At 31.2% G+C, this 15,908-nt stretch carries 12 protein-coding genes, 4 pseudogenes and 1 riboswitch; of the genes and pseudogenes, 7 read left to right on the top strand and 9 right to left on the bottom strand.

Annotated elements, in window-relative coordinates:
- Positions 1 to 768: 768 nt before the first annotated feature.
- The 3 genes and pseudogenes from ACJQQZ_RS12225 to hxlA all read right to left on the bottom strand — a co-directional run.
- Positions 769 to 884: pseudogene (locus ACJQQZ_RS12225) on the bottom strand (DUF536 domain-containing protein); the annotation flags it as partial.
- Positions 885 to 1,322: 438 nt separating this feature from the next.
- Entirely contained in the window at positions 1,323 to 1,871 is a 549-nt protein-coding gene (gene hxlB, locus ACJQQZ_RS12220; protein WP_037551413.1) for a 6-phospho-3-hexuloisomerase, read from the bottom strand.
- A 2-nt stretch (positions 1,872 to 1,873) separates the two neighbouring features.
- Positions 1,874 to 2,506, bottom strand: a complete 633-nt coding sequence (gene hxlA / locus ACJQQZ_RS12215; protein ID WP_046467870.1) for a 3-hexulose-6-phosphate synthase — start codon at positions 2,504 to 2,506, stop codon at positions 1,874 to 1,876.
- Between the two features lie 90 nt (positions 2,507 to 2,596).
- Here hxlA and ACJQQZ_RS12210 point away from each other — a divergent pair, with 90 nt between their 5' ends.
- The 3 genes and pseudogenes from ACJQQZ_RS12210 (at position 2,597) to ACJQQZ_RS12200 (ending at position 5,131) form a co-directional block, all read left to right on the top strand.
- Complete coding sequence (locus ACJQQZ_RS12210; RefSeq protein WP_002508649.1) at positions 2,597 to 2,941, top strand: winged helix-turn-helix transcriptional regulator; 345 nt, start codon at positions 2,597 to 2,599, stop codon at positions 2,939 to 2,941.
- Positions 2,942 to 3,278: 337 nt separating this feature from the next.
- Positions 3,279 to 3,401 (top strand): annotated as a pseudogene (locus tag ACJQQZ_RS12205) (EamA family transporter); the annotation flags it as partial.
- A gap of 581 nt (positions 3,402 to 3,982) precedes the next feature.
- Positions 3,983 to 5,131: a zinc-dependent alcohol dehydrogenase gene (locus tag ACJQQZ_RS12200; protein ID WP_031882782.1), complete on the top strand. Its 1,149-nt coding sequence runs from the start codon at positions 3,983 to 3,985 to the stop codon at positions 5,129 to 5,131.
- Between the two features lie 141 nt (positions 5,132 to 5,272).
- Here the strand turns inward: ACJQQZ_RS12200 and ACJQQZ_RS12195 are convergent, their stop codons facing one another.
- Both ACJQQZ_RS12195 and ACJQQZ_RS12190 read right to left on the bottom strand, forming a co-directional pair.
- Positions 5,273 to 7,534 carry an ATP-binding cassette domain-containing protein gene (locus ACJQQZ_RS12195; RefSeq protein ID WP_037551393.1) on the bottom strand — a complete coding sequence of 754 codons (2,262 nt, stop codon included), beginning with the start codon at positions 7,532 to 7,534 and terminating at the stop codon, positions 5,273 to 5,275.
- Positions 7,535 to 7,791: 257 nt separating this feature from the next.
- Positions 7,792 to 8,310 carry a type 1 glutamine amidotransferase domain-containing protein gene (locus tag ACJQQZ_RS12190; RefSeq protein ID WP_017723732.1) on the bottom strand — a complete coding sequence of 173 codons (519 nt, stop codon included), beginning with the start codon at positions 8,308 to 8,310 and terminating at the stop codon, positions 7,792 to 7,794.
- A gap of 169 nt (positions 8,311 to 8,479) precedes the next feature.
- Between ACJQQZ_RS12190 and ACJQQZ_RS12185 the strand changes: the two genes are divergently transcribed.
- Complete coding sequence (locus tag ACJQQZ_RS12185; RefSeq protein WP_011303376.1) at positions 8,480 to 9,154, top strand: IS6-like element IS257 family transposase; 675 nt, start codon at positions 8,480 to 8,482, stop codon at positions 9,152 to 9,154.
- Positions 9,155 to 9,188: 34 nt separating this feature from the next.
- Here the strand turns inward: ACJQQZ_RS12185 and mobV are convergent.
- The 3 genes and pseudogenes from mobV to ACJQQZ_RS12170 all read right to left on the bottom strand — a co-directional run.
- Positions 9,189 to 10,316 (bottom strand): annotated as a pseudogene (mobV, locus tag ACJQQZ_RS12180) (MobV family relaxase); the annotation flags it as partial.
- A gap of 185 nt (positions 10,317 to 10,501) precedes the next feature.
- Positions 10,502 to 11,881, bottom strand: coding sequence for a tetracycline efflux MFS transporter Tet(K) (gene tet(K) / locus ACJQQZ_RS12175; RefSeq protein WP_000492283.1), 1,380 nt, complete (start codon positions 11,879 to 11,881; stop codon positions 10,502 to 10,504).
- Between the two features lie 161 nt (positions 11,882 to 12,042).
- Entirely contained in the window at positions 12,043 to 12,987 is a 945-nt protein-coding gene (locus ACJQQZ_RS12170) for a replication initiation factor domain-containing protein (protein ID WP_000277654.1), read from the bottom strand.
- A 121-nt stretch (positions 12,988 to 13,108) separates the two neighbouring features.
- Between ACJQQZ_RS12170 and ACJQQZ_RS12165 the strand changes: the two genes are divergently transcribed.
- The 3 genes and pseudogenes from ACJQQZ_RS12165 to ACJQQZ_RS12155 all read left to right on the top strand — a co-directional run bounded on the left by ACJQQZ_RS12165 (position 13,109) and on the right by ACJQQZ_RS12155 (position 15,441).
- Positions 13,109 to 13,783, top strand: coding sequence for an IS6-like element IS257 family transposase (locus ACJQQZ_RS12165; protein WP_011303376.1), 675 nt, complete (start codon positions 13,109 to 13,111; stop codon positions 13,781 to 13,783).
- Between the two features lie 59 nt (positions 13,784 to 13,842).
- Positions 13,843 to 14,217 (top strand): annotated as a pseudogene (locus tag ACJQQZ_RS12160) (anion permease); the annotation flags it as partial.
- A 155-nt stretch (positions 14,218 to 14,372) separates the two neighbouring features.
- Positions 14,373 to 14,474: riboswitch (TPP riboswitch) on the top strand.
- 55 nt (positions 14,475 to 14,529) lie between these two features.
- Positions 14,530 to 15,441 carry an ABC transporter substrate-binding protein gene (locus ACJQQZ_RS12155; RefSeq protein ID WP_064263964.1) on the top strand — a complete coding sequence of 304 codons (912 nt, stop codon included), beginning with the start codon at positions 14,530 to 14,532 and terminating at the stop codon, positions 15,439 to 15,441.
- 99 nt (positions 15,442 to 15,540) lie between these two features.
- Here the strand turns inward: ACJQQZ_RS12155 and ACJQQZ_RS12150 are convergent, their stop codons facing one another.
- Positions 15,541 to 15,885: an EamA family transporter gene (locus ACJQQZ_RS12150; RefSeq protein WP_064263962.1), complete on the bottom strand. Its 345-nt coding sequence runs from the start codon at positions 15,883 to 15,885 to the stop codon at positions 15,541 to 15,543.
- Positions 15,886 to 15,908 lie beyond the last annotated feature (23 nt).

The raw sequence follows: 15,908 nt of genomic DNA, 5'->3' as shown, positions 1-15,908 counted from the left end.
TCCATCAAGACTTTGATCTTGTGTTGATACACGTGCATAACCAATTTTAGCCATTTGAATACCACCTCTTTTAATCGTTTTATGAGTACTTACTAATGAAATCTAGTTCTCGATGCAAATAAACGCGGCTCTCATCGTCTGAAAACTCATATTTTTTGGTATTTATGATACATTGATTATAACACAAGTTTATAGACTTAAATATCCAAGAAAAACCTCCTAATTTATAGTTAAGAGGTTTTGTGTCAAAAACGAACGTTTTTCATTACTTCTGTTATCTCATTTAAATCAAATAAATCTGAAGATTTCCATGTAACATTTTGTTCATTAGACTTATTTTCTATATATGATATGCTGAAGCACCTGTTAATAGAATTTTTTTGTAAATTTAGCCTCCAATTTTAAAAATGAGCAGGCACATGCTTGCCTCAGCTCATCTTTTTCATAATAAGCTAAATTGCTCACTACAATTAAATTAATTTGATATAAGTGTGGCAAGAGTTCTACGTCTCTTAATAAATAATACCCAATTTTATTGATAAATGAACTTAAATTTAAAATTAAATTGATGAGTATCAGAAGTACGATTTACATAAAAAGGTACGACAAGTTTATGAGCTTGTCGCACCTTTTTAATTACAATTAGTTACTAACAAACGACTCCAAAAGCCTTTTTAAGTTGTGTTTATTCACCCTTTTTTCTTCCTAATGTTGATTAATATTTACAGCGTCTGTAGTATATGATACTTCTTACACATCCACGTTTTATCTATCATTAGTAGGTGTATCAAAGGAATAATTAAGCAGCCTCTCTTCCTCTAATTAATTTTTGAATCTTTTTTATTACTCTCTAACGCCAAAACTTGCTGATTCTTAAGCAATCTTTAATCTTTCCTGCAACTCTTTTCTATTCTGGCTCATATATGCGTTTTAAGAAACAAATGTAATTGAATAGGTTAAAAATTATATATTTTTAAAGTTTCCTTTAAACCAACTGTTAAAATGTATAATAAGGATATTGGATTACCACATGTAAATTTGTTTTTAGCACGACGTTTTTTAGGTGTGTAAGTGTGCCTTTAGATATAAAAATAAAAGTCAAACTAGAAAAAGTAGATTGACTTTTTCTTTTGATGCAGTATCGTCAATGTAAATCTAAAAATTCTGGCTATAAATCTACATCACTTTTCAAAAATGTAGTAGTGATATTCAATACTAATTAGTTTTTATAACTACTAGGAAATATCTCAAGGCGTTTCTTTAAATTAAAAATACCCCACAAATAAATGTGGAGTATTAAAGTGAATCATCTTTTGTAGGTTTTATTCCAGATTAGCATGATTTTGCTGCATTGTTTCTTCATCAACGTTTATCTCAGTCATTAAATCTAAAACAATACTATCTAAAAACACTTGTGATGCTTGTTCAAATAAGCTACCTAGAGGTTGTGCTGAACCTTCAGCATCATATTTCGTTCCCGCCGGTAATTCAATCACTGCATTTGCAAGTTCACCAATATTTGACGTTGGATTTGTTGACAATAATACAACTTCTGCACCTACAGCTTTAGCTTTATCTGCTAATAATCTTAAATGCTCTGTCGAACCTGAGCCAGAAAGGATAACAAACAAATCTTTTTCGGTAATGGAAGGTGTAGTGGACTCACCAACTACATGTGCACCCTTCCCAAGCTGATTCAATCTCATCGCAAAACTATTTGCTACAAAACCCGAACGTCCTTTTCCAGATACAAAAACTTGCTCTGCTTTAATAATTTGCTTTAAAAACGTTTCGGCTTCACTGTCTTTCACATGTGATAATGTGTTGTCTATTTCATCTAGTATTAAACGATAATTTGTGATTTCTGTCATCATTATTTTCCTTCAATCGCAGCTCTACATTGTTTAGCAGCTTCTACAGGGTCATCAGCATTTGCAATGCCGCCACCAACAATAATTAAATCAGGATTTTCTGCAACAATATCTTTAATTGTATCTGGTTTAATACCACCTGCGACTGCTACTTTAGAATTACTAATTACAGATTTAACTTTACGTAAACTTTCTAAAGGAGATTGACCTTCAGCTTGTAAGTCATAACCAGTATGAACAGCGATATAATCTGCGCCTAAATCATCTAAATCTTTCGCACGTTTTTCTAAATCTTGGACTGCAATCATATCTACTAATAATTGTTTGCCATGTTTATGTGCTTCATCAACTGCTGCTTTAATTGATGCATCTTCTGCAACGCCTAAAATTGTTACTATGTCTGCACCAAATTTAACTGCTTGGCTTACTTCATAGTCGGCAGCATCCATAATTTTTAAATCTGCTAATACTTTTACACTATCAATATTATCATTTAAATGTTGTACAGCTGGTAATCCTTCATTTATAACAATCGGTGTTCCAATTTCTACGATATCTACATAATCTTTAACTTTATTTGCTAATTCTGCAGCATCCTCTTTATTTAATAAATCAATCGCTAATTGTAATTCCATATGTTATTACCTCCTATATATTATATATTCATTATGGTATAATAACTTTGGAAATACAATACTGACAAATATGTCACTGAGGAGAAGAAATTGTTAATAGAATATAATAATAAATTATTTTACACTTCTAAAGATTTAGCTTTATCAGTAATTGGTGGTAGGTGGAAAATCCCTATTATTTATCATTTATTACAATCAGAAGTACTTAGGTTGAGTGAATTAGAAAAAAAATTACCAGATATTAATCAAAGAATGTTAATTAGACAATTAAGGGAGCTTGAAAAGGATATGATAATAAAAAGAACTATATATCCAGTAGTCCCTCCAAAAGTTGAATATCGATTAACTAGTGTTGGTTTGTCTCTCGACAATGTGGTCTATGGTATTTGTGAATGGGGAGATGAATATTTGAAATTAATTAATAATGAAAATTAGTTAGTTTTTTAAAAGAAGAAAAATTGAACCGAACTTTATATAATCTCTTTCAGATATTGATATGTTTTTATATTGACTAGTAGATCGATATAAATAGAGAACGACTCAAAGACACATAAGTACGCTCTAAACACACAAAATATTTTTCTGATATTAATAGTGTATATAGGGTCATTAGATTCTATATTAAAAAAGGCGAAGTATAATTATACTTCGCTTTAAGTTAATCTTTATAATGATTACTTGTATTTTTGTCAAACCATGCTTTTTCAAGCAGTTTAACTGCTGCTTTTATTTGTTCTATGGATAGTACTGCAAAGCCAAGGAGGACGGTTTGGCCATCATTTCAATTACTTGGTTAAATGAGTCCTTTGGATACTATCAACTAGTAGACGGACTATTTATTATTATAGCTGTCGTAGCTTTAACTACACCGAAAAAAAGTAAGTATGAAAATTAAACAAATTTTTCAAAATTTTTAAGCTATAAAGTAATATAAAAAAGATACTTCTTTAAAAAGAGTGTCTTAATCATTTCAAAACATGCTCGTTAACGAAAATATCTTGATCTATACATTTTTTATCCCTCTTTTCTTATGAGATACTTTATATTCTCGAGAATCTTGCCATAGTTTGTAAGTAGCTTGATTTCCCAAAAAGTAGCAATAACATAATGTTCATTTAAATTACTAGCTTTTAAAAGCAATAAACATCAAAATCCTTTGCTTTTTCAGATTTTTATTTCGGTTTAAGAAAACACGCACAAATTCTTCTTTAAAATCAGCAGTTACTTATAAATAGTTCAAAACTGTATAGTTACTTTTAGATAAATCTTTAATTTTATTCTAATATAGTATATTGCTTACGTGTATTAAACTTATCTATAATTACTTTTTTATTAATTTTGGCTAAATAAATGCGATGTTTGGTATTTTGCAACATATAAACTAACAATTTTCTAAAAAGAGTAATAAATCAATTTATTCTTCTGAGTTTACATTATAATATCAAGGGTAAAGTTTTTTAAAGGAGTGTGGTTTAAATGAAAGCAGTTACTTATCAAGGTCATAAAAATATGGAAGTTCGTGAAGTACATGATCCAATAATAGAAGAATCAACGGATGCAATAATAAAAATAACAGCTTCAGGTATATGTGGTTCTGATTTACATCTTTATCATCAAGGCGATTTATTTATGGATCCTGGTTTTGTTATTGGACATGAGCCAATGGGAATTGTAGAAGAAGTAGGAAAAGACGTTAAAACCTTAAAAAAGGGAGATAGAGTAGTTATACCTTTTAACATAGGTTGCGGCGATTGTTTCTATTGTAATAATGAAATGGAGTCTCAGTGTGATAATTCTAACTCATCACCGGCAAGTTGGAAAATGGATAATGGTGGACTTTTCGGTTTTGGTGGCATGCACGGAAACCACTGGGGAGGTCAAGCAGAGTATTTAAGAGTCCCATTTGCCGATTTCTCCTCTTTCAAAGTTCCAGATAGTGATTTGAAAGACGAACAAGTATTATTTTTATCTGATGTTGTCCCAACAGCTTATTGGAGTGTTGAACATGCAGGCGTAAAATCTGGAGATACCGTTATTGTTCTTGGTTGTGGCCCAATCGGTTTAATGGCACAAAAATTTGCTAAATTAAAAGGCGCTGAACGTGTGATTGCCATTGACAATGTAGAACATAGATTAAACCATGCCAAAAAATCCAATGGCGCTGAAGTATATAATTTTTCTAAAGAAGATAATATAGGAAAATTACTTCGTGAAAGCACACGCGGTGGTGCAGATGTCGTTATAGATTGTGTTGGAATGGATGGACAAGTTGCTCAAGATGATTTAGAGATAAGTTCAAATTCAGCACAACGAGGTAATATTAGTCCAATTATTACAGCAGCTGAATCAGTAAGAAAATTTGGAACGATTCAATTAACTGGTATTTACGGTACACCTGCAGACAATTATCCAATAGATTTAATTTTTAATAGAGATGTCCAAGTAAAAAGTGGACAAGCGCCAGTTATTCATCAAATGCCAAAATTATATGAAATGATTAAAAATGAAGTTTTTGATCCAACAGAAATTATAACTCACACAATGCCTTTAGAAGATGCAAAACAAGCGTATGATATTTTCGATCAGAAAAAAGATAATAATATTAAAGTAATTCTAAAACCATAATAATAAATATATAAAGAAGTCTATATACAGATTATAACCAGTATATAGACTTCTTTATTAATTTCATGTGATAATTTTCAGAATCGCTAAGTTACAAAATTTCTAAATCTAACCAATGCTATATGAAAATATGAAACAATTTTAATCATTTGCTATATAAAGTTTCAAATGCTTAGATGTTAATGTTTTATTCTCTTTAACAAAGTTTATAGGATAGCCACTAAATTGTACTTTACCCCCATCTAGACCAGGGCCTGGCCCTACATCTATAATCCAATCAGCATCACACATAATTGATAAATTATGTTCAATTAAAATAACAGTGTTATTTTGTTCAATAAGATCATTAAAACAGTTTATCAATATAGGAATATCAGCTTCATGTAAACCTGTCGTAGGTTCATCAAATATAAAAATACTATCTGTAACATCATCATTTAAATATTGGCCTAATTTAACGCGTTGAATTTCACCACCTGATAATGTAGATAGAGGTTGGCCAAGGGTTACGTAATTTAATCCAGTTTTACTTATAGCTTGTAACTTAGACTGAATTTCATTTTCTTTATCAAAAAATCTTATACCTTCGTCAACAGTCAATTCAAGGAAATCAGCAATAGAATAGCCATCTATAGTTGCATTCAACACTTCTGGCTTATAACGTTTACCGTGACACACTTCACATGTTTGTGAAAATTCACCCATAAATGCAAGTTCTGTTTCAATATAACCTTTACCACCACAATTGGCACAAGCTCCTTTCGAATTATAACTAAACATAGATTTATTTAATCCAGTTTCTTTGCTGAAAAAATTTCTGACTCTGTCAAAAACACCTAAATAAGTTAGTAAATTAGACCGATTGGAACCTTGTATCGCTTTTTGATCCATAAATACTGCATTATCATTTTTTGCAAAACCTGCCTTAACAAGTGAACTTTTCCCAGAACCTGCTACTCCAGTTAATACTGTCAAAACATGCTTGGGTATATCAACTGTCACATTCTTCAAATTGTTTTGGGTCACTGGTCCAAGATGATAAAAACTCTTTGCTTCACGTATCTCATTTTTTAAGTGATGTTTGATACGTAGTGCTTCCCCAGTAGATGTATCTGAAGACAATAATTCTTTGTATGTTCCCTTAAACGTTATCTCTCCACCTTGCGCCCCTGAACTTGGTCCCATATCAATGATATAATCTGCTTCTTTAATTACATCAGGATCATGTTCTACAATTAATACTGTATTACCTTTATGTTTTAAAGATTTCAAAATTTCATTTATTTTTGCAATATCCTCTGGATGTAAACCAACACTTGGTTCATCAATGATATAAACCAAATCAGATAGCGAACTATTTAAATGTCGTATTAATTTAAGCCGTTGTGCTTCTCCACCTGATAAAGAAGTGGTTACACGGTCAAGAGTTAAATAACTTAATCCTATATAATCAAGTGCTTCTAATTGTTTTCGGAGTGGTTCAATAATAAACTGGGCTGTTGAATTATTTAATTTATTAAGAAATGCTAAATTTTCTTTTACAGTCATTTGTGTAAAATCTGAAATATTTTTCCCCATAATTTTACAACTCAAAATTTTCGAATTTAAACGTTGACCGTTACAAGTTGGACAAATTTTATTTTCCACAACATTTTTAAGATGTTTAGCATAACGTTTTTTGTTAAATTCTTTATCTCCCAAGAATATTCTTCTAAACCTAGGTATAAGTCCCACATATTTTGCTGATTTCCGCCATTCTTCAGGTGGTTTTTTTAATTTTATTGGCTCCTGATACAAAAACAAATCTAATTCTTCTTTTGTATATGCTTTTAATTTTTTATCATTATCAAACAGACCACTATCACGATAAGCTTTCCCTCTTTCTTTATCAGGTCCAAAAGATGGGAAATTAATAGCACCTTCATTTAAAGATTTGTTCCAATCTAAGAGCTCATTTAAATTAATGTCTTCAATGTAACCTAATCCTTCACATGTTTCACACATACCATTGGGACTGTTAAATGAAAAGGCATCTGAATAACCGACAAAAGGTTCACCTATCCTTGACCATAACAATCTAACAGAGGCGTATATATCAGATACTGTACCTACAGTAGAGCGAGAATTACCATTAAATCTTTTTTGACTAATCGTCATTGCTACTGGAAGATTTTTAATTTCTTTTACTTTTGGTTTAGGTTGCTGATTTAAATGAAATTGAATATAGCTAGAATAACTTTCATTTAAAAGTTGTTCAGATTCAGCAGCTACTGTTCTGAATACCAGTGATGACTTACCTGAACCAGAACGTCCTGTAAATACTGTAATCAAATGTTTAGGTATAGTTATATCTATATTTTTTAAATTATTTTGTGAAGCTCCTATAATGGTAATATCATTCATAAATTAAATTGCCCTCCATTGTAATTTTCAACAATTAATAGTATAGATGAAGTTAAAAGATTAGTAGAATTTCGAAATAGGTTACATTACAAAAACAGTATGTAGAATATCTAATATTTTATCGTAGATTATAAGTTATCTTAATGAAGTTAAGTTCATTTTATTTTTATAAAAACCTAACAATAAGAGACTAACAGCAAAGTTATAAACTTTGTTGTTAGTCTCTTAGATAATAAATACTGATTGATATTACAAAATTATGCTTTTAATTTTTTAATAATTTCTCTATTGAAATCATCTAAGTCATCTGGGACACGACTCGTTACAATATTGTTATCTATTACAACTGATTCGTCAACAACGTGTGCACCAGCATTAGATAAATCTTTACGTACATTGATAACACCAGTTATTGTGCGGCCCTTTAAATCATCAGTATCAACTAGTAAAAGTGGACCATGACAAATCGCAAATGTAGGTACATCATTTTGAGTAAAATACTTAGTAAATGTACCATAGCGACCTTCTTCATCACCACGTAAATGATCGGGTGAGAATCCGCCAGGAATTAATAATGCATCATAATTTTCTGGTTTCGCATCTGCAATGCTAACATCTACAGTTACTTTCTCCCCATGCTTACCAACAAGTTCATGTTTTGCTGTATCTCCAATAACTTCAGTCTCGAATCCAGCATTTTCTAATGCTTCTTTTGGACTGGTTAATTCTATATCTTCAAATTCATCTGCTAAAATGATTGCTACTTTTTTAGTCATAATACAACCTATCTTTCAATTATATTTTAAAACCTAAGTACTATATACACTAGAAAAAGGAAGTTTAAACATAAAATGTTTTCTAATTTTTTCACCAACTACATGTGCATTTTGGTTCTGTTGCAAAGTTGAACTTATAGTATAATTTTAACAAAAAGGAGTCTTCTGTATGAACTATTTCAGATATAAACAATTTAACAAGGATGTTATCACTGTAGCCGTTGGCTACTATCTAAGATATGCATTGAGTTATCGTGATATATCTGAAATATTAAGGGAACGTGGTGTAAACGTTCATCATTCAACGGTCTACCGTTGGGTTCAAGAATATGCCCCAATTTTATATCAAATTTGGAAGAAAAAGCATACAAAAGCTTATTACAAATGGCGTATTGATGAGACGTACATCAAAATAAAAGGAAAATGGAGCTATTTATATCGTGCCATTGATGCAGAGGGACATACATTAGATATTTGGTTGCGTAAGCAACGAGATAATCATTCAGCATATGCGTTTATCAAACGTCTCATTAAACAATTTGGTAAACCTCAAAAGGTAATTACAGATCAGGCACCTTCAACGAAGGTAGCAATGGCTAAAGTAATTAAAGCTTTTAAACTTAAACCCGACTGTCATTGTACATCGAAATATCTGAATAACCTCATTGAGCAAGATCACCGTCATATTAAAGTAAGAAAGACGAGGTATCAAAGTATCAATACAGCAAAGAATACTTTAAAAGGTATTGAATGTATTTACGCTCTATATAAAAAGAACCGCAGGTCTCTTCAGATCTACGGATTTTCGCCATGCCACGAAATTAGCATCATGCTAGCAAGTTAAGCGAACACTGACATGATAAATTAGTGGTTAGCTATATTTTTTTACTTTGCAACAGAACCTTATTAACTCTTTCCGCAAAGGTATTTCTTCCTAAAACTCGTTCTAACTCTTTTAGTAAGATTTTTAAAAGCTTTAACGCTATTTCTATATTCTCTTTAAGTGGCTTTGCATTTTCGTAAAGTTGGTTAAAATTATCGTCTGCGTTTTCAATACGCTCAACTGCTTTATTTAATAAATCATCTTTCTCTCGTATTTCCTTATCTTTATCATCTAAGGCTCTACCAGACTTTATATACTCGTAATCTTCCGAAATATCTTGAGCAGCTTTTATCTGTTTCTGAAATTCATTGAAATCTTTTTGGCTTATTACAACATTTCCAGTTTCTTGTATTTCTTTGCTAAATAAACCACCTACTTTTTCAGTTTCTTGCTCATACGGAACATTTATAGGCTTTTTAAGCGTATTTAACGATTTTTGGTACTCTTGCATTAATTTATCGTTCTTTTGCTTTATATGGTCTGTTTTTTGGCTCTCACGTTCATATTCTTGCTTATGATATTCTGTTTTTTGTTTATACTGACTTATTTGCTCATGTTTAGCATTTGTTACTTGTCTTGATTGCCCACGTTCTAAATCATATCCTCGTTGTTTAACATGCTCATTAAATCTATCTTGAAACGCTGTTAAAGCTTTTTTATTACCTACAACTTCTTTAGCACTTAAACGACCATCATCAGTTATTGGAACAACGCCATAATGCATATGTGGTGTTTTTTCGTCCATGTGAACTGTTGCATATAATAAATTATCTTTACCGTATTCTTGTTCTAAAAACTCTTTAGCATATTCAAAAAACTGCTTTGTATCTTCTGGCGTTTGATTATCAAAGAAATCATTGTCTGATGTAATTAAACCATCAATGTGTTTAATCGCGTCTGTTCTAATTTTTCTTTTGCCTGTATAATTCTGTTCGATTTTTTCATCAATCAAGTTATTAAAATTCTGTTTATTAGCATTTACCAAATCATAATTTAAGTAAGTTTTACTATGGTCTATATCTTCATTTTCATAATTATTATTTTCTCTTTGAACATGTTTTTGTATGCCCGTTGTATTTGTTCCAGATTTAACTTTTGAAACTCTAACAATGGAATAAGACATATAAAAATCACTCCTAAGCACAAAGGTTTCATGTGTATTTAATAGTTTAAGTCTAATACACTAGACTTATTTTTAATAAGTCGTTAATACGTGTGCTCTGCGAGGCTTAAACCTGTTTTTGCTAACGCAAAAAATGAGTGGCAAAATGCTAGCCACTCATAGTTCTAAACCAAAATATAATATAACTATTCAAACTGCTTTTCAGAACGTTTAAATACAATAATCGTCAAAAGACAACATAAAATAATAAGGATAGCCATGGCTACAAGAATATTACTATACACTCCAGAAGAATAATTTATAAATTCCAGAACTAGTTTACGATTAATCAATTGTAGTGACAATAAACCTCCTACAATTGCTATACCTGTTCCCTCTGATAAAAAACTTGTGAAATTTAGCAAACTCATTCCAGAAGCAACTTCTTCTTCAGAAAGACTACTTGATACTATTTTTGATATAACTGTTTTAGTAAAAGATAATCCGCCCATAACAAATATAAACATAAAAGTAGTCAACCACATACTAAACTCAACAAAAAATGCAATAGTTAAAAAACTTATAGAGATAGACAATGATCCTAAAATAAAAACAAATAATGATCCTTTTCTATCCACTAAAAAACCACCAAAATAACCAAAAACAATAACACTCATGGTTCCAGGAAAAATAACACTATTACCTATTGTCGCTACATTTACATGATAAATAGTTTTCATCATATAAGGCACCATTGATATAAAACCAGCTACTATAGAAAATATTAGCCCACCAGAAAACAAACCAAGCATAAACGGAATGTTTTTCCCTAGTTTAGGATTAATAAAAGGGTTAGAAACTCTTGAAATATGTTTAATAAAAATCACAAAAAAGATTGTGAAGAGTATTAAAAAAGTCCAATTATAATTTGTCGTAAATAACATAAAACATATAATACTTATAGACATTAAAACAATACCTACGATATCTAATGTATTTTTTGTTGATTTACCAGGTACCATTACTTTAATAAGAAAAGGTATAGTTACTATTGTAATCATAGGAAGTATAAGTAGGTAAGACCAATGAATATAATGTGCTATTATTCCCCCTATTGAAGGACCTAACCCTTCACCTAAAGCTACAATTGATCCTATAAAACCAAAGGCTTTGCCTTGTTTTTTTCTTGTAATATTTCTAGCTACAACCACCATAATCAGTGAAGGGAATGCAGCAGATCCTACTCCTTGTACTAACCTACCAAAAATCAAAATAAAAAAGTGATTGTGACCAATAAAAGCAATCAATGAACCAAGACAGCTCAAACTAATACCAATAATTAACAATTTTTTTATATTTATATAATCAGATAATTTTCCATATACTGCTGTTCCTATCGAAAAAGTTAACATATATGCAGTGTTTACCCAGTTTGTAATTCCAGGAGTAGTATTAAAATGATTTGCAATATCAGGTAAAGAAACATTTAAAACCATTTCATTTAATACACTAAAAAATGAAAGAATACAAAGCCAAAATAAAACGCTATAAAACAAACCTTTAAATTTTTTATATAAACTAAACAATTTTACCTCTTTACTTGAGGTGACTAAAGTTTATAGGGGTAAATTATTCTTTCACCTCATATAAATTCCCCAAATTTTTAAATAGACACTTCATAAAAAAATCCTCCTAAATTAGAATAGTTTAAATATATCATTTTTGTTCAGTAATATTAATATGTACACTATTTCCAAAATTTAAATTCATGTTGCCAAAAATCGATTTGTTTTTGCAATTGTTTTTCGTTCGCTTTTAAAGTCGATTTCATTAAGTCCGTTAAATCGACTGGCGAAATTTCTTTTATCAAATTCTTATATTTTGTTCTAGAATTTCTGTGAAGCTTTCCCCATTCTTCTTCATCACTCAATAACATAAAAACTATTGCTCTATCCGCAGTGCGTTGGATAGTTTTCCAATCTGGTTGCAAGATATGTAAATCACTAAAGCAATCATTCCAGTAATCCACCATATCTCTTTTAAGTTCGATTTCTACACGCCATAAATGTTCAGACATAACTTCAGCATCTGCATTATCTTTACGTTCTTGCTTTTTATTATAAATTCTAATAAATCTATTACTATCTCTCACGCCAAAATATTTTGTTTCTGGCTTACCATTACGACCATAAAAAATAGTTTTCTTAACTGCTTTATCAGACATTGCATAGTAGTCACTCAAATCATCTTCAAAATCAAAGGCTAAATCTAATCTTGTAAAACCGTCATCTTCCATGTAGCTTATTATATTTTGTTTTAACCAAATCATTTCATCTCGTGTAAGTTTGTTTGGATTAAATTCAATACGCATATTACGTCTATCCCAACTATCTGCTTTCACTTTGTCATATTCAATATAAACTTTTTCTTGAAGTGCTTTAGCTTTAAACTTTGTTTGAAGAATATCCCAAAGTCTTATTTGGGGCTCTACACTCATAAATTTAGAAAGGGCTTGAGCGTTGTCTCGGTTGAGATTTCCAACGATCGTCATTGCATCAAAACTTAATTTTGGATCAGATATGCACACAGTATGTGCGTCCAACCGGCTATTAGAGTAGCCGGTTTTAGAAAAATTGTCTAAATCGTGATTTTCCAAATGATTTGAATGATTTGCATGATTGTTTTTATACATAAAAAATCGACTCCTTAATCTCAATTTCGTTTAAGGAATCGCTCACCCAAATATATATCTTGATGGGTTCTGTTGCAAAGTTGAACTTATAGTATAATTTTAACAAAAAGGAGTCTTCTGTATGAACTATTTCAGATATAAACAATTTAACAAGGATGTTATCACTGTAGCCGTTGGCTACTATCTAAGATATGCATTGAGTTATCGTGATATATCTGAAATATTAAGGGAACGTGGTGTAAACGTTCATCATTCAACGGTCTACCGTTGGGTTCAAGAATATGCCCCAATTTTATATCAAATTTGGAAGAAAAAGCATACAAAAGCTTATTACAAATGGCGTATTGATGAGACGTACATCAAAATAAAAGGAAAATGGAGCTATTTATATCGTGCCATTGATGCAGAGGGACATACATTAGATATTTGGTTGCGTAAGCAACGAGATAATCATTCAGCATATGCGTTTATCAAACGTCTCATTAAACAATTTGGTAAACCTCAAAAGGTAATTACAGATCAGGCACCTTCAACGAAGGTAGCAATGGCTAAAGTAATTAAAGCTTTTAAACTTAAACCCGACTGTCATTGTACATCGAAATATCTGAATAACCTCATTGAGCAAGATCACCGTCATATTAAAGTAAGAAAGACGAGGTATCAAAGTATCAATACAGCAAAGAATACTTTAAAAGGTATTGAATGTATTTACGCTCTATATAAAAAGAACCGCAGGTCTCTTCAGATCTACGGATTTTCGCCATGCCACGAAATTAGCATCATGCTAGCAAGTTAAGCGAACACTGACATGATAAATTAGTGGTTAGCTATATTTTTTTACTTTGCAACAGAACCAGCAAACTCATTGCTCAAGGTTTGAATGGCTTTAGTTGGCCTATCGTTTTAGTTTTACTCATCTTGTTTTATTTCTACTCACATTATTTATTCGCAAGTGAAACAGCACATGTCAGCGCCATGTACGCCGCGTTACTCGGTGTTGCAGTCGCTTCAGGTGCACCGCCATTATTCAGTGCATTAATGTTAGGGTTCTTTGGTAACTTACTGGCATCAACAACACATTATAGTAGTGGACCAGCGCCCATATTATACGCAGCTGGCTATGTTACACAAAAGCGCTGGTGGACTATGAATATTGTACTTGGTATAGTCTATTTTATTATTTGGATCGGATTAGGTTCACTATGGATGAAACTCATTGGTATGATGTAAAGTTAGAATTTTAATTAAACTTCAGTTCATCAAATATATTGTAAGCTAACGTTTGAAACGTTAGCTTTTTTGCATCATACTCCCAAGATTAATATTTACTATATTCGTTTCACTTTTTATTCAATTCAACTATGTTATTCTGTACATAGATTAACCAGTATCATTAGGGGTGCAATTCAATTTGCTGAGAGAAAGTCTACTTTCAACCCTTGAACCTGTTGGTTAGCACCAGCGTAGGAAAGTGAGCAATATTGATAACTGTTTCTTCATTCACTTTTTTACGCAATAATTAAATGGATGGAGGAATTTTTTTTGGACAAATTAACAGTAGGTTTAGAATGGTTTTTAAATCCTGATCATATGCCGTTAATCATAGGTATTGAAAAAGGATGGTTTAAAGAAGAATCATTAGAAATTGAGATGATTGAACCAAAAGAGCACTTTGATGCATTAGACGAGATTGAAAATGGTTCAATGGATATCGCGATTACTGAACCTATTCATCTGGTTCAAGATAGAGCTAAAGAACAAAACGTCATCGGGTTTGCGAGATATCTTCACACTAACGGAGGTATTATGTATAACAAAGATAAAAATATCGCTCGCCCCAAAGATTTAATCGGTAAGCGACTTCAATATCCTGGCGCTCCCGGTCCAGGTGGTATTGCCATGGCTAAAACGATGATTGAAGCAGATGGTGGCACATATAAAGAGGGTGACATCACACCAGTTAATCATAGCTTTTATCATACTGATGCACTTTTAACTGATAAAGCTGATGCTGCTACACTCATTTTCGAAAATTTTGAAATTCTTGAAGCTAGAAATCAAGGACTTAATGTAGATTATTTTTCACTTAAAAATTATAATGTACCCGATTTTTGCCAACTTATTTTTATTACAACACCTGAAGTATTAAATACGAGTGAGGTTAAACTCAAAAAGTTCCTAAAAATCATTCAAAAAGCAATTCATTACATCAATCATCATTTAGCAAGTGCAATTGAAATTTACTCAATGTATACTCAAACCGATATCTCTAACCAATTAAACAAAGATACAATTGAAGCAACAGCTAAATGTTTTACAAATGATTTGTCTATGAGTTCCGACTACTACAATGACTTACAGTTGTGGCTTAAAGAAGTCAATGATATTAAAGACACGATTAACCCAACTTTATATTTTACAAATCAACTACTATTCAGTCGATATACAAAATAAAAAATACACCTTCACTCTATTTAAACGTTAATGTACACATCAATAGTTAGAATCAATATCTAATTTAAAGAATGCACATCAAATAAAGTGAAGGTATAATTATTTTACAACTGGATTTTTCTTAATTTGAATATATTGAGAAATACTATATAACACAATACCTATCCATATAAAAATAAAGGTAATTAATTGATCAGTGTTAAATGGCTCTTTAAAGACAAAGATACCTAAGATAAACATGATTGTCGGCCCTACATATTGGATGAAGCCAGTTAACGATAATGGAATTCGCTTAGCACCTGCTGAGAACAGAATCAATGGTATTGCTGTAATTGCACCTGAAAATAGTAGCCAAAATGATGATATATTTAACCCAAATGTTATGTGTTGTTGCTGCCATAGGTAAATAGGTTCTGTTGCAAAGTAAAAAATATAGCTAACCACTAATTTATCATGTCAGTGTTCGC

Source organism: Staphylococcus sp. KUGN1, assembly GCF_045984185.1.
Classification (GTDB): Bacteria; Bacillota; Bacilli; order Staphylococcales; family Staphylococcaceae; genus Staphylococcus; species Staphylococcus warneri_A.
This window is presented reverse-complemented; position numbering and strand designations above follow the sequence as displayed.